Source organism: Paenibacillus sp. sgz302190 (assembly GCF_059820445.1).
On the sequence record NZ_JBZYAO010000057.1, the window covers coordinates 1 to 18,733 of the forward strand.

An 18,733-nucleotide genomic window follows, 5' to 3' on the forward strand; every position below is an offset into this window, starting at 1 on the left:
TGAGCGCCGCGAAAGCCGGGGTCGAGGCTGCGCTGACGGCGCTCGCCAAGGCGGCGCAGGGCGCCGAGGAGCTCGCCGCGCGGCATGCGCGGTGGCGCGAGCTCGAAGCGCGCCGCGTGGAGCTGGCCGCGCTGCTGGAGCGGCTTGGCAAGCTGCAAGCCGTGCTGAAGGCGAACGCCTTCGTCGAGTATTTGGCCGAAGAGCAGCTGATGCAGGTCAGCCGCGCGGCTTCGGAGCGGCTGGGGCAGTTGACCCGCAGGCGCTATGCGATCGAGGTCGACTCCGGGGGCGGCTTCGTCATCCGCGACGACGCCAACGGCGGCGTCAAGCGGCCGGTCAGCACTTTGTCCGGCGGAGAAACGTTTTTGACTTCGCTGGCGCTGGCGCTCGCGCTGTCGGCGCAAATCCAGCTCAAGGGGGAATACCCGCTGGAATTTTTCTTCCTCGACGAGGGTTTCGGAACGCTCGACCAGGAGCTGCTCGACATGGTGATCGGAGCGCTCGAGAAGCTGCATATGGACAGCCTGTCTGTCGGGGTCATCAGCCATGTGCCGGAACTGAGAGCCCGGCTGCCGCGGAAGCTGATCGTTCATCCGGCCGAGCCGTCCGGACGCGGCAGCCGCGTCGTAATGGAGGAACTCTAGGCTTAGATGTTCCCAGGTTTTGAAGTGAATCGAAGCCCTCTCCATCTGTGAGGGTCTATATCCGGCAGCCGGACAGCGCAGTGCGCCCCGGCTGCTTTTTGTTGCCTCGCAGTCTGATTGGCTTAGGTGGAATACAAATTGTATCGGCGCAAACATTCATTTTGGTATATAATAGCGACATGGAAATCTTCCATTCTATGGAAGGGAAAGGCGGACATCGACGATGCGAATTCGAAAACGCCGAAAGCATTTGCGGTTGAATGCCTTTATCTGTGCGCTGCTTTTCTTCGGCACTGTCGAAGAAAAGCAGCGGGCGCATGCCGATATCGTCTGGGACCATTGGCAAATGGCGGAAGCTCTCGCCTCGCAAGGAAATAAAGCCGATGCGGTTCCGCATTGGAAATTTTTGGTCGATCACTACGCGGGTAGAGGCGAGTGGGAAAATGCCGCTCTTTTTTGCGGCAAGCTGGACGCTTATTACGATGCGGCCGGAGATTACGAGCAGGCGATTTATTACTACGAATTGGAAAACGATAATTGGGTCAAAGCCGGCAAGGACTGGGGTGCGGTGAAGCTCCAGAGGGCCGAACAGCTGCGAACGACCGTGGAGCTTTACATGAAGGACAACGATCCGCAGGCGCAGCAGCAAGCTGCAGCTCCCCTCAGCGGAAAGCTCGCCAAATTCGAGCCTGCATACGGCGCTTACATCGGCCTGTATTCGGAACAGGATCCGGAGGTCGGGAATTATTTTGCGAAGGCGGAGGACGTGTGCGGCAGGAAGCATGCTATTTTTCTTGCCTATGCCCATTGGGGGCAAAGCTTCCCCGGAATGTACGCCCGAAGGGCCAAAGAAGCCGGAGCGGCTTTGCAAATCGCCTGGGAACCGGACGACGGTCTGGACCCGGTTGCAGATGGGGAATATTTGCGGCAGTGGGCCAGAGCGGCGAAGTCGGCGGGCATACCGATTTTTTTGCGTTTTGCCGGCGAAATGAACGGCGCATGGGTAAAGTGGCACGGCGATCCAGGGCTGTATATCGAGAAATTCCGCATGCTGCACGACGTCTTTGCCGAGGAGGCGCCGAATGTTGCGATGGTCTGGAGCCCCGGAGACGTCCCTGCGAACGATATCGATTCTTATTATCCGGGCGACGATTACGTCGATTGGGTGGGCGTCAGTCTATACATCGAGCCTTATGAAAACGGGAACCCGGCGCTGCCGCCGATGACGGCAACCAGCCAAGTGGAGCGGTTGACGCGGCTGTACGATACCTACTCGGCACGCAAGCCGCTTATGCTGAGCGAGACGGGCGTCCCGCATTACTCGCATTCGGCGCAGGAAGATTTCACCGAGTGGGCGAAGCTGAATTTGCAGCGGCTTTACGAGATTATGCCGTACAAATATCCAAGGCTCAAAGCGATCACTTATTTTAATGTCGACCAGCAAATGAAAAATGCCGCCAACGATTATCTCCTAAGCGATTCGGCGGACATTCGGAGTTATTACAGCAAGCTGATCGAAAATCCTTATCTTTTGTCGAAAGTAGAGGATGGCGCGAAACCGGCTGACGGCGCGGGTTACCGGCAAGCCGGCTCCGAACGTACCGCTTTTGCCAAGCAAACGAGAATCGTTCCTTTTATTAAAATACCCGCGGTCTACATCGGCAAAGTCGAATACGTATTAAACGGCAAAACCGTTGCGGTGCAAACCGGCCTGCCTTTCGAGCTTGAACTGAAAGCAGGGGAAGTGCCGGAGGGGTCCGTTTTGGAACTGAGGGTGTACGATCGGGGAGGAAATTTGGCTGCAGATCGGTCCTTCGCTTTGTCCTCGCGGGTTTCGGTGGACATAGACGGCCGGGAACAGCGGTTTGAGCAGCCTCCTGTCATTTTGAACGGTTCGACCATGGCTCCGCTGCGGGCGATTTTTGAAGCGATGGGGGCGGTTGTCGATTATGACGCCTCCGCACGCACGGTGAAGGCGCGCAAAGGGAATATGGACTTGCGGCTCACTTTGGGCCAAAAGACGGCGTTTGTGGGCGGACAAGCCTATGAGCTCGATGAGCCGGCCCGGTTGGTGAATGGCTATACTCTGGCGCCGGTGAGATTTGTCGGAGAAGTTTTTGGCGGACAAGTTACTTGGGACGGTATCCGAAGAACGGTGACGATAGCAGCAACTCCTTGAAAAAAGCGCTTGTAAAGAAAACATCTAAGGAGGGCTAAGACATGAATACGGCGCCAAACCTGATTGTTTTGGAACAAATAATCGAAGATTTGCGAAGTCGGCTTCATGCTGCTGCTGCGGGCAGCGGTTTTTTAGACTCTGAAGTGTATCAATTGAGCGTCAAACTTGATTTGGCTATCATGCAGTATTACTATATGCAATCGGGGATCTCGAAGTAGCGGGTATTCGATTTTTGGAGTGGATGGAAGGTTTTTCCTTTTGGCGTGTAGAAAACATAAGCAGAACGATTCTATATGCCGAAGGGATGCTGTGAGATATGAAAAAAGTGCTATTGCTGTCGTCGGTTTTGCTTCTCGCTTTTTCGGCCGGCGTATATGCCGCAACCGATATTAAGCTTTATGTGAACGGCAAACTGGCGAATGCGGACCTCCAAATTGTTGACGGATCGAGCTATCTTCCCCTGCGCGCTGTCGCCGAACTGCTGGGCAAGGATGTAACATGGGACGATAAAACGCGTTCTATTTACGTTTCCGACAAGTCTCTCAGCGCGGTTAACGACGGCGAGTACGCGGCCGACCAGCTAAGCTTCTACGAAGTGAGCGTAAAAAAGTCAGCCGACGAATGGGAAGTCCATGCGGAGCTGCGGAACGACCGAGCGGTGCAGGTGAAAAAAGCCGAGTTTACCGCATCTTTCTTCGACGCCAACGGAAAGCGGGTCGGAGTCGCCCGGGGAAAAGCGGAGAACCTCGCGCCGCGTGAAGTCAAAACAGTCACTTTAACCTCGCTGGATACGCTGTCGGGATACTCGACCGTGAAGTTCCAGATCGATACATCCGAATAAAAGCAAAAACCGTCCCGGAAGCAGATGGATCTGCTTAAGAGACGGTTTTCTTCTTGTTTGTCTGCGAAAATATGCCGGAAAAAGCCGGACATGAGACAGTAGGCTGATGTCCTCGCATCAAACGGACGGCATACTCCGCAATAAAGCATTGCTCTGCACTAGTGTAGTGTCAAGTCTTAAATTGTATTGTTCGTTCGATAGCTTGTATGGCTTACTGCTAATCTACCGTTTTGGATCTGGCTGCATACTTAGCTGCACGGAGAAAACCTGCAAAAGTACAGTTTTTGCTCGCCGGATACGCTGGGGACGAAAAATTCCTGCAATTGTGCAGGCTTTTCGCCGCAAACAGGGGCTAAGATTCATTTTCACGGAAAATTCCTGTTCAATCGCAGGCTTTTCGCCAAAATGAGCTACTTTCAGTGAAAAAGCCTGCACTTTTGCAGGCTTTCCCTGCCCAAACTGCCTTGTGCCCTCCATCAAAAAAAGCCTGCACAATTGCAGGCTTTGTGAAAGGCAGGGCCACCGGGAGGTGACCCGCCGGTTTTGCGGGCTGACAAGCGCCCGCCCTTATGCGTTCACAAGCGATTGGTTCACTTCTTCTACAATGGACAAAGAGACGGTGCGTGCGCTGGAAAAAGCGCGTTCGGCAAGCTCGCCTTTGCCCGTGCAGCCGTCTCCGCAAAAATAAAACGGCACATTTTCCACGCGTGTCGGCAAAAGACTGTTCGAGGCGATGTTCTTCACGCTGGATACCATCGCTTTTTTGGAAACGCGCTTGACCGCGGTCGCATCGCGCCATCCGGGATAATGCTTGTCGAACAGGGCTTCCATCTGTTTTGTTTTTTGATCCAGATACGCTTTGCGCTCTTCTTCGGTATCGAATTGATCGCTCAGATAGGCGATGCCTTGCAGCAGTTGGCCGCCTTCCGGAACAAGGGTGTGGTCCGTAGCCGAAACGTCGCTGATGAACAGCTTGTTGTCCATATCGCTGATGTAGCTGAACGGTCTGGCGACGACGTGGGTAAGCCCGATATCGTATACCATAACTTCCGTTGCCGTGTTCGCTTCATAAGGTGCGAGGAACGGTTCCCAGGCGGTGCCTTTAAGCAGCTTGACGACTTGCTGGACAGGCATGGCAAAAATTACTTTGTCGAAAGCTTGCTCGCGGTTTTTCGTCTGCAGCACGAACTTTTTGTCGGCGTACCGGATGCTGTCCACGCCCTCCTGAATCGCGATCTCATAGCGGCCGGAGCTTTGCAGCTTTTGCTTAAGCTGATTGGTGATGACGGCCCAGCTTCCGAGCACGTAGTTCACAGGCTTGCTGGATAAAAACAGATTGTGATAATACTCGCTGATCACCGAGCCGGATACTTTGCGTGCATCTTCCGGGGCGATGAAAAAGTTGGAGCAGACGAGATGCTCCCAAAGCTCTTTCACATCTTCGTCGGCATTGGATTCGGCCAAATAATCGCCTAATGTCTCGTAGTTTTTCAGGTTGTGGATGTTGGCGATGATCGCCGCGATCTCGCCGACGAAGCTCACTTTTTGCATCGTGCTGAGCAGGTCGGTTTTGAGAATGTTCACAAAATCCAGTGGAGCGGGGGTTAGCCGGTCATGCTTGGCGTAGACGACTTTGCGCTTGTCAACCTGCTTGGAGCTGAAGGAAAGCCCCAACTCTCTTTCCATAACGGTCAGCTTGTGACGGTCGATGCCGTAGATGGCATGTGCGCCGTAGTTCAGGGTGAACCCTGCTTTTTCATAAGTAAACGCCCGGCCTCCGAGCTGCGGACTGCGCTCGAACAGGACTCCTTCGATATGCGGGTTTTCGGACAAATAAGCGGCCGCGGTCAAACCCGCCAAGCCTCCGCCGATGATGGCTACTTTCATTTTCGTATCCTCCTTAGAGACTGGTTCCAACCGCAGCGGGGCAAAAGGCGCTTCAGTACGAAGGCCCGCCCACAGCAGGGCCAGGTTGTTTTTCATCATGGATAAAAGGTCCGCGTCATCTTGACTGCACCAGTTCAGCATCGTTCCCGTAAAAGCGCAAATGAGCAATTCCGCTTTTCGCGTTTCGGGCAGCCAATGCTGCAAGCTTTCGGATAGTATGCGCAAGTATTGCTGCTCTTCCGTCTTCATTGCCTCGTTTTGCAGCGATAAAGCTTGCAAGCTGCGGATTAGCCTGGGACTGTGGTTAATATTGGACGCCAAGTCTAAAAATAGCCGGTTGATATGTCCTTCAAGCGATTGCACTTTGGACGGCGGCTGTTTGACCCATTCCCGGATCAGTTCGGTCTGCTTGTTGTAAATCGCGGAAATAATGGCGTCCTTGCTTTTGAAGTAATGGTAAAAAGTACCTTTGGAGGTGCCGGTTGCTTCGATAATATCGTCGACCGACACGTGTTCATAGCCTTTTTCCATAAACATGGACAAGGCGACTTCCATCATCGTATCCCGTTTTTTGCGAGTCGTGGCTCTCATGAACTGACTCAACTGATCACTTCCGTTTCAATGACCTATATGCAGTATTATATGCTTAATTAGACTGTTAGTCTACTACGGATAAAAAAATGGGTTCCCGCCTGCATAAATGTGATGTCCGAGCATACTTTCATTTCTAACGTTACATACATGTTAGATTCAACGGAAACCCTCCCCAAAACAGGACTCTATCTCAAATTTCCATGTCAAATATGTCATATAATATTACATATTTCGAGCTTTTTGTTTATAATGAACATAAATCTAACATAAAAAGGGGCGGGTTCTTATGAAAATTCTTTCTTTTCATTCCTCGAAGCAGCAAACGAAAGATCTGTTGGGCCGTTTGGCCGCCGGTGATTTAACGATTTTGCATACCGAGCCTGCTCCGCGGAAGACGGTTTTTACCGATATGGTGCAGCAAACGGCCCAAGGCTTGAAATCGCTTATCCGCATTGTCGACAGATCTTCGCTGCAGCTTCACGGGCAAGTGGAAGAGATCCGCGTTGCCTCCGATTCCATTGCCGGCCAGGTAGACGGCGTGACGCATACGATTCGCGAAATTACGATGGGCATCCAGGATTCGTCGGAGCATATCCAGGACGCGGCGGCCCGAATGACGGATGTCCAGTCCATGCTGGAGCGGATTCGCAGCGAAAATAACGAAGTGGTCTCATCTTCGGCGCAAATTGCCCAAGAGCTTGTGCTTGGAAAAAGCGAAATTGCCGCGGCGGCGGATCAAATGAGGCGCATGACGGCGGACAGCAAGCAGCTTCACCGGGAAATGGACCGGTTGAGCGCGGCCCTGGCCCAAATTGCCGAAATAACGAAGATGGTCGAGGACATCTCGGGTCAAACCCAGCTTCTGGCGCTTAACGCGAACATCGAAGCGGCCCGGGCGGGCGAGAATGGGCGGGGGTTCGCGGTCGTCGCACAGGAGATATCCAGGCTGGCGGTTCAATCGAAGCAGGCAACGGCCCACATCGGGGAGCATATACAAACCGTATCCGCCTCCGCGCAGGCATTGGCTTCATCCGTGAGCGGGATGGCGGATACGGCCGATTCCGGCGCTGCCGTGATGGAAAGCGGGCTGCAAAGGTACGGCAGCGTGCTGACGTTTTTGGACGGTCTGTGCGGCGGCATTCGATCCGTCGACAGCTCGCTGCTGACCGCGACGAGCAGCACGATTGCGATTTCCGACGCGGTTCATCGCACATCCGCGATGTTCGAGCAAGTTGCGGCGGGCAGCGAGGAGGTGATGGCTTCCGCCGAAGTTCAACAGCGCAGCATCGCGGCGATGAACGAAAATCTCCGCACGGTGAGGCGCAGCAGCTTGTCGCTCCGCTCGGCCGTGTCGCAATTCAAGCTTCCTCACTCGGACTTGGAGATGCCTTTGAGTCGTTCTATCGATGCGTGGATGGACAAAGCGGTCGGCATCCGGGCGATCATGGTTTCCATGATTGAATCGCAGGACCGGGAGCGGATCCGGGAATGGCACGATGAAAAGCAGGTGTTGGAAGCGGAGCTTCGCGCTTGCTGGGCACAGCTGGCCGGTCTGGCAGGCGAACCGGGCGAACGGGATATGCTCCGGCAGTTGGAGGAGGCCTGGGACGCTTTTCACCAAATCAAGGAACAAAACGCCGCCTGGATGCTCGAAGGGGAATATGAGAAAGCGCGGCAGGGCCTGATCAACCACGGCAGAGCCAGGTTTAAAACAGCCGTCGACCTTGCCCAGGCTTGGATCGACCGGTAAATTCGCCGAATCGTCTCCGGGAATTGGATTTTTTTGTTTTTTTTCGTTAAGATTAGAGTAACCGTTATTCAATTGAAAGCAGAGGAGAAGCCGAAGAATGAGCGATTGTATTTTTTGTAAAATTGTCGAAGGCTCCATACCTTCCAAAAAAGTTTACGAAGACGACCGGGTCGTCGCGTTTCATGACATTCAGCCTGCGGCTCCGGTCCATGTGCTGATCATCCCGAAAAAGCATTTTGCTTCGCTGAACGATGCGGGCGAGGAGGATTGGGAAGTGATCGGGCTCGTTCACAAGGCGGCCCAGCACATCGCCAAGCAGCTTGGCGTCGCCGAATCCGGCTATCGCCTCGTGAACAATTGCGGGCCTAACGCAGGACAAGTCGTGTTCCATCTTCATTATCATCTTCTTGCAGGGGCGAAATTGGCTCCGCTGGGCGTGGCGAATTAAGGTCTTGATACCAATGGAAGGATTCCGATTGACACCTAATTCCCGATAACATATAATGTAGTTTGATGAACCGCTTTATCTTGGACGGTCTGTTCGGAGGGAGGGAAAACTGGTGTCAGAAACTCGAGTTCGCAAGAACGAAACTATAGATGCTGCACTTCGTCGCTTTAAGCGTTCCATCGCTAAAGATGGCGTTCTAGCAGAGGTTAAAAAACGCAAACATTATGAAAAGCCTAGCGTCAAGCGCAAGAAGAAGTCAGAGGCTGCTCGTAAGAGAAAGTTCTAGGAGGCAATTCAGTCAATGAGCTTAAGCGAACGATTGAACGAAGATATGAAGTCAGCGATGAAGAGTCAGGACAAGTTCAAACTCTCCGTAATCCGTATGGTTCGTTCTACTATCAAGAATTCCGAGATAGACTTGAAGAGAACCTTAGATGATAATGAAGTGCTTGACGTTCTAGCTCGTGAGATCAAGCAGCGCAGGGATTCCCTCCAAGAATTTGAAAAAGCGGGCAGAGACGATCTGGCCGAAAGCCTGCAAGCAGAACTGGCCATCCTTACCGAGTACATGCCGCAACAGCTTACCGAGGAAGAAGTAAAAGCCATTGTACAGCAGACCATCCAACAAGTTGGTGCTTCTTCCAAAGCGGATATGGGCAAAGTAATGGGGGCATTGATGCCGCAGGTAAAAGGACGCGCTGACGGTAAACTTATCAATCAGCTGGTCCAACAGTTATTAATGTAATTAAAGATGAACAACAAGACCGGAAAGAGGTAAATCTTTCCGGTCTTTTCATTTTTGTGTGAAACAGTTTGTGCGTTCAAACGTACATATGAATGGTGCCATGCAGATAGCTTTCAGGAAAGGGAGTGATTGACGATGCTTGCGGACCATTTGTCTGCCTTTCTGACCCATCCGGTTACGGCTACCGTACTGCTGCTGGTCGGAATAGTAGGTATTGCGCTTGAGCTGCTTTTTTTCAGCAGCGGGCTGTTGGCTGCCGCCGGCGCGGCCGGGTTCGGCTTGTATTTCCTCGGTTATTATTTGGCGGGGGTTGCGGGCTTCGGCGATTTGGCCGTCTTTGGGATCGGGATTTTACTGCTCATCCTTGAGTTGGTAGTCCCCAGTTTTGGAATACTCGGCGTGCTGGGCGCGATATGTTTGTTTGGCGGGGTCATGATGGCTTCATCGGATCCCAAGGAAGCCGCGCTGACGCTCTGCATCGCATTTTTGCTATCTATCGTCGTGATCGCTTTTGCCGTCAAATATTTTAAGTACCGCGGCGTATGGAACCGTTTTATTTTGCGGGAGCAGTTGACCACTGACAAAGGCTTTTCCGCAAGTCCCGACAAGGCGCATCTATTGGGCGCAGTCGGCGAAGCGATAACGCCTCTCAGGCCCGCAGGGACCGCGCTGATCGGGGGCGAACGGATCGATGTTGTGACCGGCGGCAGCTTTATTCAAAGCGGAAAGCAGATTGTCGTCATTCAGGTCGAAGGAACGCGCGTTGTAGTAAAGGAACAATCCACTTAACTTTTGAGGGAGGTACTTCATGACTTTGGAACCGGGTTTGTATTTGCTGCTGGTGGCAGCCATTATCATTATTGCGCTGTCCGTACTGCTGAGCGTTGTGCCGGTGATGCTGTGGATATCCGCGCTGGCCTCGGGCGTCAGAATCAGCATCATCACGTTGATAGCGATGCGCTTGCGGCGCGTCATTCCGAGCCGGATCGTAAATCCGATGATCAAGGCGACTAAAGCCGGGATGAATTTGAGCATTAACCAGTTGGAAAGCCACTTTTTGGCCGGGGGCAACGTCGACCGCGTCGTTAATGCGCTCATTGCCGCGCACCGCGCCAATATTCATCTGGAATTCGAACGCGCGGCGGCGATCGATCTTGCCGGGCGCGACGTTTTGATGGCCGTGCAAATGAGCGTTAACCCGCGCGTTATTGAAACGCCTACCGTTTCGGCCGTCGCTAAAAACGGGATCGAAGTGAAAGTTATCGCACGCGTAACGGTTCGCGCGAATATCGACCGGCTGGTCGGAGGCGCGGGCGAAGAAACGATTATTGCGCGCGTCGGCGAAGGGATCGTTACGACTGTAGGCAGCAGCGATTCCCATAAGGACGTTTTGGAAAACCCCGACATGATTTCCCGGACCGTGCTGGGAAAAGGGCTCGATGCCGGAACGGCGTTCGAAATTCTTTCGATCGACATCGCGGACGTGGATGTGGGCAAAAATATCGGCGCGCATCTGCAAACGGAGCAAGCGGAGGCCGACAAACGCATCGCCCAGGCGAAAGCGGAAGAGCGGCGCGCTATGGCTGTTGCCGCAGAGCAGGAGATGAAAGCGCGGGTGATCGAGATGCGCGCGAAAGTTGTCGAATCGGAGTCCCAGGTGCCGCTTGCCATGGCCGAAGCGCTGCGCAGCGGTCAATTGGGCGTCATGGACTACATGAATTTGAAGAACATCGATGCTGACACGCAGATGCGCTCCTCGCTCGGCAAACTGAACGACGGCGGCAAAAACGAGAGGGAATAGGAGGAACCTTTCCCATGCAGAAGTTGATTACGTTCCTGATTCAAAACTGGTACTTGATCGTCATTGCGCTGACCGTGCTGTATCAGCTTGGCAAAAAACAGCGGCAGGCCGCGAAAGGAAGTGACCGCACACCAAGGATGCCCTCGTTCGGCGGTGCGCAGCCTCCCGCCGCCGCGCGCCCTTCTTCGGCGCCGGCCGAAGAAGGACGGCGCACGGACAGCGGCTCCGCCAGGGCCGCCGCTGCCTCCTCCGTGCCTTCCGCGGAGCGCGGGAAGGCATCTCCCTTCGGTGCCTCTGAGGGCGGCTCAGAGGCTGTACAGGAGCCGGCAGCGGCAGAGCCTGCCGGCCTTCTCACGGAGCAGCCGAACCGGCAGCAGCTGCTCCAAGGCGTGGTGTGGGCCGAAATACTCGGCCNGAGGGCGGCTCAGAGGCTGTACAGGAGCCGGCAGCGGCAGAGCCTGCCGGCCTTCTCACGGAGCAGCCGAACCGGCAGCAGCTGCTCCAAGGCGTGGTGTGGGCCGAAATACTCGGCCCGCCCAGGGCCAAAAAGCCGTATCGCAGATAACGGCTTTGTGCGACCGCCCTTCCCCCGATCCAGGGGAAGGGCGGTTTTTCTGTGCCGCTTTGCCATGTGCAAGCGGCCCGCCAGCCCGTAAAACCTACAAAAATGGTTATTACTTTAGCCCTGTTTAGAAGTGGAGACGTCACTGAGGGTAAAAGGGGGGGCTCAGGGATGGGGTGTTTTTTGTCTGAGAAAGGCGAATGCAGGCAAAATCAGGTTTTGTTGACGGAAGCGGCCGGTTTGAAGGAAAAGCCTGCGATTGTGCAGGAAATCCCGGCCCAACGATTTTGAGCCCCATTTACGCAGTAAATCCCGACTCAAACGATTCTAAGCCCGGTGTGTGGCCGAAAATTGCTTTACACTTCAGACTGATGAGAAAAACGTACATTGGAGGGACGCATTCCTGTTAGCGTGAGGAAACCTGCACAAGTCAGGGTGTTGATAAAGTAGCGGGTTAGAGGTCGAAGGGGCGGCAGCCGTTATTTCCCCAATCTACACCTTTCCTGCATGAGTTTCGGTGTTGGAGTGGGCCGCGCCTTTCCTATACGAGTTGTGGTGTTGAAGTGGAGGCACAAGTCGGCTTGGCTGGGAGAAAGCCTGCAAAAGTGCAGGTTTTTTTCGGAAAAAAGGTTCATTTTGGCGAAAAACCTGCGAAAGTGCAGGAATTTTCCGTGAAAGTGAACCTGAACCCATGTTCGCAGCGAAAAGCCTGCACAATTGCAGGGATTTTTCGTTGTCAACGTACTGACGAACAAAAAACTGTACTTTCGCAGGTTTTTTGCTCAATCAGGCAAATTGTGCGACCAGCTCTGACGTGGGAGTTACTGGGCAGCCATACTTTACAATTGTTGTGCTGCATGCCTCCGCCCGCGCCCATGCGCCTTGCGTCTGCGTTGTCGCCTCTCCCGCCCGTGCCCTTGCGACTGCGCCGTCGCCTCCATCACCCCCGTCCTTGCGCCTTGCGTCTGCGTTGTCGCCTCTCCCGCCCATGCGCCTTGCGTCTGCGCTGTCGCCACCCCCGCCCGCGCCTTGCGTCTGCGCTGCCGCCTCTCCCGCCCGCGCCTTGCAGCGCCTAGCGGCCTGTACCGAACACGCCCGCCATTTTCGAGGCGGGATGTCCTTCTTCCGGTTCCGCGTACGGTTTTTCTCATAAAACGGATGCATTCCGCATACTTTGGTAGAAGTTTACACGCTCCTGACCCGTCATCATCATCCGTACAGAGGGGGTACTGCCAAGCTATGCGTCGCTTGACTCACAAATGGAACCAGTTAACGGCCAAAATCCTCGATCTTCCCCAGGACGTGGTACAGGATTTGCCTCGCATCACGATGATCGGCAACGTACAGCTTTATGTGGAGAATCACCGGGGCGTGCTTCATTTTTCCAGCGAAATATTGAAACTGGAGCTTACCAAAGGAAAGCTTGAAGTATACGGCAAGCAGCTTGTCATCCGCGCGATTTTATCCGAAGAGATGTTTATCGAAGGTCTCATCGACGATGTGAAATATATTCCTTAGTTGTGTTGCAGGCGATTAAATGGGGGGCTGTTCGTTATGAAGCAATCGATGTTCATTGCCCGGGTCCGGGGTTATGTCCGCATAGAGCTGCGAGGCAAGGATTGTGAAAAGCTGATCAATCCCATGATGGAGAAAGGGTTCTCCATATGGGATATTAAGCCCGCAAGCGGGGACAAGCTGGAGATGTGCATCACGATCAAAGATTTTTTCGGCTTGCGGCCGCTTTTAAAGCAGACAGGCTGCCGGGTTCATGTGCTGCAAAGGTTCGGACTTCCTTTTTTTATGGACAAACTGGGGGCGCGGAAGCTGTTTATCGGCGGCATGATCGGCTTTTTCATCGGTTTGTACGCGCTGACCTCTCTCGTCTGGCAGGTGAGCGTGGAGGGCAACGAGCGCATTCCCAAGGCGGATATTTTGCAAGCGGCTTCCAAACAAGGCATTTACCAATTCCAATGGAAGTTCAGATTGAAGGAGTCGGAAGAGCTGGCCCGCGAAATTCAGGGAATGCTGCCGAAAGCCGCCTGGGTCGGTGTCGAAATCCGCGGTATTCACGTTGTGATCAAAGTCGTTGAAGCGACAGTCCCGGATAAGGGGCCGCTTATGAATCCGCGCCATCTGGTAGCGTCCAAGAGCGCTCTGATTACCGAAATTTATACGGAAAAAGGCCGGCCGATGGTGAAGCCGAATACGTACGTGCGCAAAGGGGACGTGCTTATTTCCGGCATCATCGGCGACGATACGAACAGTAAAGTTGTTGTCGCAAGCGGCAAAGTCAAGGGGCTCGTGTGGTACACTTCGCAAATCGAAGCTCCTTTGACGAAAAGCTATAAAGCGTACACGGGCGAGTCGGTCGTCCGCCGTTATCTCGTTTTCGGCACGAGGGCGCTGCAGCTTACGGGCTACGGAAAGCCGCCGTACGGCAGCTTTGAAACGATACCGGAACGCAAGTCGATCCAGCTTGGCAAGTACACGCTGCCCGTCGGCTGGCTTCGCGAGAAGGTGATGGAAGTGCAGAACGTGCAGGAGCCGATTGAAGCGGCGGACGCCAAAAAGAGCGGTTTGGAGCAGGCGAGAGCCAAGCTGCTGGCCTCAGCCGGCAGCGATTCGCGCATTGCGGGCGAAAAAATTTTGCATGAGAAAACAGAGAGTGGTAAAGTTTATATGGAAGTGCATTTTGAAGTAGAAGAAAACATAACCGAAGAGAGTCCAATTGTCACACAAGGAGAATGAGGCCTGTTGGTAGAAAACGCGCAAACGGTGAAAGTATCTTTGAAAAATCCTGCTGAAGGATTAGCTTTATTCGGACCCCAGGACAAGTTCCTGCATCTGATCGAAAGGGAAATCGAAGCGCAAATTTATACGCGCGAAGCGGAAATAACGATTCAAGGGGCTGCTGCCGAAGTGAACTCGCTTCAGCAGCTTTTTGAGGTTTTGATCGAGCTTATCCGCAACAACTACGTTTTGACGGAACGCGATGTGCTGTATGCGGTGGAACTCGCGAAGCAATTGAAAGCGGATCAACTGCTCGATCTGTTCAAAAGAGAAATTACGACGACGCACCGCGGCAAACCGATTCGGGTCAAAACGATCGGACAACGGCAGTATGTCTCGACGATTAAAAAGAAAGACATCGTATTCGGAATCGGACCGGCGGGCACGGGCAAAACGTATTTGGCGGTCGTCCTGGCCGTTAGCGCGCTGAAGGAAGGGCAGGTCAAACGCATCGTGCTGACCCGTCCCGCCGTCGAAGCCGGTGAAAGTCTGGGATTTCTTCCCGGCGACCTTCAGGAAAAAGTTGACCCTTATTTGCGCCCATTGTATGATGCTCTTAACGACGTTTTGGGCGCCGAACAGGTTGCCAAGTCGTTGGAGCGGGGCTTGATTGAAATCGCCCCTCTGGCTTATATGCGCGGCCGTACGCTGGACGATTCGTTCATCATCCTCGACGAAGCGCAAAATACGACTCCGGAGCAAATGAAAATGTTTCTCACGCGTCTCGGTTTCGGCTCGAAGATGGTCATAACCGGCGACGTGACGCAGATTGACCTGCCGCGCGGCAAATCGTCGGGTCTGGTCGAGGCGGAGCGCATTTTGCACGGTATCGAAGAAATCGGCTTTATTCATTTTGATGAACAAGATGTTGTCCGCCATTCTCTCGTGCAAAAAATTATTGTTGCCTATAACGAGGTTAAAGACTAAGCACCAGAACGGTTGTAATGTAGAGAGGAATGACCTCCGTGATGAAGAATGAAGTGCATATCAAGGGCAAATTTCATTACCGGCTGATCGGATGGAAGTACAGCAATTGTGTACGCGTTCTGTTGTTTCTCCTGCTCGCGCTGATCTTTTATATTTCTCTTTATTCAAAGCTTGTTCCGCAAGTGTACGATATACAGCTCGGCGCGGTCAGCGAGAAAACGATCTATGCCCCGCGGCAAATTGAGGACGCCGTAGCTACCGAGCAGGCCAAGGAAGACGCGGCCAAGCGGGTGCAGCCGGTATACCGCATTGTAAGTCTCAAGAATGATGCGCTGATCGATGCGATATTTGACAAGCTGCTCCAGATCAACGGCGACGAGGAAGTCAAATTCGACGACAAAGTCAGCATTTATCGCAGACTCATTCCCGGCATGATCGGCGACCTGGAGAACCAGTCGATCAAGGCGCTGCGGGTAAGCGGCCAGTACAACGAAACTTTGCTTGAGCAGATGCAGAAGGATCTTACCGAGCAGCAATATCAGTTTCCGGAAGAAGCTTACTTCAAGCTTCCCCGGTTAACGAAAGAAGATTTGACGGCGATGCTTCCCGTCGCGAAGGACATCGTGTTCAAACTGATGAACGATCAAATCATGGATGCCCAGACGGTGCGCGCGAAGGTGGCGGAGCAGGTCAACACATCCACTCTGACGAAGAATACGTCCAGAGAAATGGTTACGGAAATCGCCAGGGCCGTCATTACGCCGAATAAATTTTTCGATCAAAAAGGGACGGACGACGCCAGGGCGCAGGCCAGAGAAAGCGTCAAGCCGGTTTTCATCAACAAGAACGACGTTCTCGTCCATGTCGGCGACGTCATTACACCGGAAATTTACGCGAAGCTGGACAAGCTGGAACTGCTGAAGGACAAAGCGAACCATCTTCCGCAGTTGGGCCTCGGCGTGTTGTCCTTATTGCTTTCATTCGTCATGTATATGTTCGTCAAGCAAAGCGCTTTGCCGATTCATTACAACAATTCCCAGCTTGTCATGCTGCTGATGATTTTCACGATCAATACGATCGGCATGAAAATCATTTCGCTGGCGCAAAATCTTGAATACCCGCAAATCGGGTATTTGGCGCCGATGGCGCTCGGCAGCGTGCTGATCGCGATTTTGCTGGACGCCCAGATCGCCTTTATTTCCTCCGTTCTGTTCTCGATCATGGCCAGCATCATTTTCAATATCGAGCACCTGCAGCTTTTCGATTTCCGCTACGGACTTGTCAGCCTGGTGATATGCTTCGCGGCCGTATTTACGATCCAGCGGGCCAGCCAGCGCGCGACGATTTTGAAAGCGGGTCTTATGGTCTCGTTCTTCTCGATGCTGACCATTACGGCCATGCTGCTGATGGAAGACCAGCTTTCGCGCAAGGAAGCCTTGTTCTCGCTTTCTTTTGCGGCTGCCGGCGGCTTGCTGACGGCTGTCTTCGTTATCGGGCTGCTGCCTTTCTTCGAGGCCGCCTTCGGCATTTTGTCGCCGCTCAAGCTGGTGGAGCTGTCGAATCCGAATCATCCGCTGCTTCGCAAGCTGCTTACGGAGACGCCGGGAACGTATCACCACAGCGTCATGGTGGGCAACTTGTCCGAAGCGGCCGCCGAATCGATCGGCGCGGACGGCCTGCTTTGCCGGGTCGGCTCTTATTATCACGACATCGGCAAGACGAAGCGCCCGAGCTATTTTATCGAGAACCAGACGAATATCGAGAACCCGCACGACCGGATCGATCCGAATTTGAGCAAATCGATCATTATCGCGCATCCGCGCGACGGCGTCGAAATGCTCAAAGATTACAAAATTCCGAAGCCGCTCCGCGATATCGCCGAGCAGCATCACGGCACGACGCTGCTGCATTACTTTTTCCATAAAGCGGTAAAGCTGGCGGAGGAAGAGGGCAGCGACAAGGAATACCGCGAGGAAGATTTCCGCTATCCCGGCCCGAAAGCGCAGTCCAAGGAAGCGGCTATCGTCGGCATTGCCGACAGCGTGGAAGCGGCCGTCCGCTCGCTGAGGAATCCGACGCTGGAACAGATCGATTCCCTCGTGCGCAAAATTATTAAATCCCGGCTCGATGACGGGCAGTTCAACGAATGCGACATTACGATCAAAGAGCTGGATACGGTGGCGAAGACGCTGAATGAAACGCTGCTCGGCATCTTTCATTCGAGAATCGAATATCCGAGCGAATTGGCACAGAAGAAACCGGCCCAATAAGGGCCGGCGATACATAGATCTAAGGGAGGCTGCTGCAAATGGCAAGTATGGACCTAACGCTGGAATGGAGCAGCGAACAGGAATTCAAAGAAATATCGACTGAATTTATCGCCAAGCTGGAGGAACTGCTGCAGCTTGCAGGCGAGCAGGAAGGGATCGCCGCAGGCGAGGTGGCGCTGACTTTTGTCGACGATGAAGCGATTCATGAGCTGAACAAGCAGTATCGCGGCATCGATAAGCCGACCGACGTCCTGTCCTTTGCGATGAGCGAATTCGGCGAGGACGAAATCGAAATCAATTACGAGGACGGCAGCGAGCCTGAGGAGGCGGGGGAAGACGAAGGCGCCGTTTCGGAAGCTTTCATCGAGCCGCTCGGCGATATTATTATTTCCGTTCCGAGGGCGATCGAACAGGCTGAAGAATACGGGCACTCCGTAGAACGGGAGCTCGGCTTTTTGTTCGTGCACGGATTTCTTCACCTGATCGGCTACGACCATCAAAGCGAAGAAGAAGAAAAAGCGATGTTTGCCAGGCAGGAGGACATTTTGCAAAAGGCAGGTCTGACCCGCTGATGGGCGAAGGCTTCCGCAAATGGCGCAGGAGCTTCCGGTACGCTTACGAAGGAATCAAATACGCCCTGGATTCGCAGCGCAACATGAAATTCCATTTCTGCGTTGCTTTTCTTGTTTTGCTGGCCGCTTTGTTCTGCCGGCTTCCGAAGACGGATATCCTGTTTATTTTGCTGGCCGTCACCTTGATGATTGTCACCGAGCTTATCAATACCGCGGTGGAAAAAGCGGTCGATCTGGCGATGCCGGACCGCCATCCGCTGGCGAAGATCGCCAAGGACGTAGCCGCGGCGTCCGTCCTGGTGTCGGCAGGCTTTGCCGTCGTCGTGGGCATGATCGTATTTTACGAGCCCCTCGACCGGCTGTTCAGACAGTCGAAGCTGCAGCATATGCCTATATCGGCGGGCCCAGTCTGGGTGCTGATCGCGCTCGTTATTTTGACGGTCATCGTCGTCGAGACCCGGTTTTCCGACAAAGGAAAGCTTGTCAGGCCCAGCTTGCTGACGGCAATCGCGTTCGCCGTATCTACGGTGATCGCCGTTTTCGTCGAAGCGACGGTGGCGGCGCTGCTGGCGTATATGTTGTCGGCCCTAGTTTTCATCATTTTGTACGATAAAACAACAAGGCCTTTTCCGGCGCTGTTTCTCGGAGCGGTCATCGGTACGGCCGTTACGATTCTCGCCTTTGTCTGTTTCAATTTACTGTAAGGTTAACGATGACCTCTTT

General features: G+C 53.7%; 18 protein-coding genes. 17 read left to right on the plus strand and 1 reads right to left on the minus strand.

From position 1 onward, the window contains the following. From AC6RNO_RS34335 to AC6RNO_RS34350, 4 genes are all read left to right on the plus strand, one after another. Positions 1–644: SbcC/MukB-like Walker B domain-containing protein (locus tag AC6RNO_RS34335; protein WP_497108182.1), on the plus strand; the 644-nt coding region annotated here is incomplete at its 5' end. 223 nt (positions 645–867) lie between these two features. Further along, a complete protein-coding gene (locus AC6RNO_RS34340) occupies positions 868–2,823 on the plus strand; it encodes a stalk domain-containing protein (RefSeq protein WP_497108183.1) in 1,956 nt (651 codons plus the stop codon). Between the two features lie 41 nt (positions 2,824–2,864). Next, positions 2,865–3,041, plus strand: coding sequence for an aspartyl-phosphate phosphatase Spo0E family protein (locus AC6RNO_RS34345; RefSeq protein WP_474684510.1), 177 nt, complete (start codon positions 2,865–2,867; stop codon positions 3,039–3,041). A gap of 98 nt (positions 3,042–3,139) precedes the next feature. Further along, entirely contained in the window at positions 3,140–3,664 is a 525-nt protein-coding gene (locus AC6RNO_RS34350; protein WP_497108184.1) for a stalk domain-containing protein, read from the plus strand. Between the two features lie 567 nt (positions 3,665–4,231). Here AC6RNO_RS34350 and AC6RNO_RS34355 read toward each other — a convergent pair. Next, a complete protein-coding gene (locus AC6RNO_RS34355) occupies positions 4,232–6,142 on the minus strand; it encodes an FAD-dependent oxidoreductase (protein WP_474684508.1) in 1,911 nt (636 codons plus the stop codon). Between the two features lie 289 nt (positions 6,143–6,431). On the opposite strand from AC6RNO_RS34355, the gene AC6RNO_RS34360 reads away from it, so the two are divergent. From AC6RNO_RS34360 to AC6RNO_RS34420, 13 genes are all read left to right on the plus strand, one after another. Then, complete coding sequence (locus AC6RNO_RS34360) at positions 6,432–7,895, plus strand: methyl-accepting chemotaxis protein (RefSeq protein WP_488435505.1); 1,464 nt, start codon at positions 6,432–6,434, stop codon at positions 7,893–7,895. A 97-nt stretch (positions 7,896–7,992) separates the two neighbouring features. Next, positions 7,993–8,343: a histidine triad nucleotide-binding protein gene (locus AC6RNO_RS34365; RefSeq protein WP_474684506.1), complete on the plus strand. Its 351-nt coding sequence runs from the start codon at positions 7,993–7,995 to the stop codon at positions 8,341–8,343. 112 nt (positions 8,344–8,455) lie between these two features. Next, positions 8,456–8,629 (plus strand): 30S ribosomal protein S21, encoded by a 174-nt coding sequence (rpsU, locus tag AC6RNO_RS34370; RefSeq protein WP_010491812.1) that lies wholly within the window; start codon positions 8,456–8,458, stop codon positions 8,627–8,629. 15 nt (positions 8,630–8,644) lie between these two features. Continuing rightward, positions 8,645–9,088 carry a GatB/YqeY domain-containing protein gene (locus tag AC6RNO_RS34375; RefSeq protein ID WP_497108185.1) on the plus strand — a complete coding sequence of 148 codons (444 nt, stop codon included), beginning with the start codon at positions 8,645–8,647 and terminating at the stop codon, positions 9,086–9,088. A 135-nt stretch (positions 9,089–9,223) separates the two neighbouring features. Further along, positions 9,224–9,877: an NfeD family protein gene (locus tag AC6RNO_RS34380; protein ID WP_497108186.1), complete on the plus strand. Its 654-nt coding sequence runs from the start codon at positions 9,224–9,226 to the stop codon at positions 9,875–9,877. Between the two features lie 19 nt (positions 9,878–9,896). Next, on the plus strand, positions 9,897–10,889 hold the full coding sequence (floA, locus tag AC6RNO_RS34385; RefSeq protein WP_497108187.1) for a flotillin-like protein FloA: 993 nt from the start codon (positions 9,897–9,899) through the stop codon (positions 10,887–10,889). A gap of 394 nt (positions 10,890–11,283) precedes the next feature. Continuing rightward, on the plus strand, positions 11,284–11,454 hold the full coding sequence (locus tag AC6RNO_RS34390; protein ID WP_497108188.1) for a YqfB family membrane protein: 171 nt from the start codon (positions 11,284–11,286) through the stop codon (positions 11,452–11,454). 1,236 nt (positions 11,455–12,690) lie between these two features. Then, entirely contained in the window at positions 12,691–12,969 is a 279-nt protein-coding gene (gene yqfC / locus AC6RNO_RS34395) for a sporulation protein YqfC (RefSeq protein ID WP_474684500.1), read from the plus strand. A gap of 36 nt (positions 12,970–13,005) precedes the next feature. Next, positions 13,006–14,199 carry a sporulation protein YqfD gene (yqfD, locus tag AC6RNO_RS34400; RefSeq protein ID WP_474684499.1) on the plus strand — a complete coding sequence of 398 codons (1,194 nt, stop codon included), beginning with the start codon at positions 13,006–13,008 and terminating at the stop codon, positions 14,197–14,199. Positions 14,200–14,205: 6 nt separating this feature from the next. After that, complete coding sequence (locus AC6RNO_RS34405) at positions 14,206–15,168, plus strand: PhoH family protein (protein ID WP_474684498.1); 963 nt, start codon at positions 14,206–14,208, stop codon at positions 15,166–15,168. Between the two features lie 41 nt (positions 15,169–15,209). Then, positions 15,210–17,438 carry an HDIG domain-containing metalloprotein gene (locus tag AC6RNO_RS34410; protein WP_497108198.1) on the plus strand — a complete coding sequence of 743 codons (2,229 nt, stop codon included), beginning with the start codon at positions 15,210–15,212 and terminating at the stop codon, positions 17,436–17,438. Positions 17,439–17,485: 47 nt separating this feature from the next. Further along, positions 17,486–18,010: an rRNA maturation RNase YbeY gene (gene ybeY, locus AC6RNO_RS34415; protein WP_497108199.1), complete on the plus strand. Its 525-nt coding sequence runs from the start codon at positions 17,486–17,488 to the stop codon at positions 18,008–18,010. After that, on the plus strand, positions 18,010–18,714 hold the full coding sequence (locus AC6RNO_RS34420; protein WP_474684497.1) for a diacylglycerol kinase: 705 nt from the start codon (positions 18,010–18,012) through the stop codon (positions 18,712–18,714). The genes ybeY and AC6RNO_RS34420 overlap by 1 nt, the downstream gene beginning before the upstream one ends. The last annotated feature ends 19 nt before the right edge of the window (positions 18,715–18,733 follow it).

Bases quoted from the DNA above. Each gene is read 5' to 3' on its own strand.
- yqfD (WP_474684499.1), top strand. From the start codon at position 13,006: ATGAAGCAATCGATGTTCATTGCCCGGGTCCGGGGTTATGTCCGCATA.
- ybeY (WP_497108199.1), top strand. From the start codon at position 17,486: ATGGACCTAACGCTGGAATGGAGCAGCGAACAGGAATTCAAAGAAATA.
- AC6RNO_RS34355 (WP_474684508.1), bottom strand. From the start codon at position 6,142: ATGAGAGCCACGACTCGCAAAAAACGGGATACGATGATGGAAGTCGCC.
- yqfC (WP_474684500.1), top strand. From the start codon at position 12,691: ATGCGTCGCTTGACTCACAAATGGAACCAGTTAACGGCCAAAATCCTC.
- AC6RNO_RS34360 (WP_488435505.1), top strand. From the start codon at position 6,432: ATGAAAATTCTTTCTTTTCATTCCTCGAAGCAGCAAACGAAAGATCTG.
- AC6RNO_RS34350 (WP_497108184.1), top strand. From the start codon at position 3,140: ATGAAAAAAGTGCTATTGCTGTCGTCGGTTTTGCTTCTCGCTTTTTCG.
- AC6RNO_RS34420 (WP_474684497.1), top strand. From the start codon at position 18,010: ATGGGCGAAGGCTTCCGCAAATGGCGCAGGAGCTTCCGGTACGCTTAC.
- floA (WP_497108187.1), top strand. From the start codon at position 9,897: ATGACTTTGGAACCGGGTTTGTATTTGCTGCTGGTGGCAGCCATTATC.
- AC6RNO_RS34340 (WP_497108183.1), top strand. From the start codon at position 868: ATGCGAATTCGAAAACGCCGAAAGCATTTGCGGTTGAATGCCTTTATC.
- AC6RNO_RS34380 (WP_497108186.1), top strand. From the start codon at position 9,224: ATGCTTGCGGACCATTTGTCTGCCTTTCTGACCCATCCGGTTACGGCT.
- AC6RNO_RS34410 (WP_497108198.1), top strand. From the start codon at position 15,210: ATGAAGAATGAAGTGCATATCAAGGGCAAATTTCATTACCGGCTGATC.
- AC6RNO_RS34345 (WP_474684510.1), top strand. From the start codon at position 2,865: ATGAATACGGCGCCAAACCTGATTGTTTTGGAACAAATAATCGAAGAT.
- AC6RNO_RS34375 (WP_497108185.1), top strand. From the start codon at position 8,645: ATGAGCTTAAGCGAACGATTGAACGAAGATATGAAGTCAGCGATGAAG.
- AC6RNO_RS34365 (WP_474684506.1), top strand. From the start codon at position 7,993: ATGAGCGATTGTATTTTTTGTAAAATTGTCGAAGGCTCCATACCTTCC.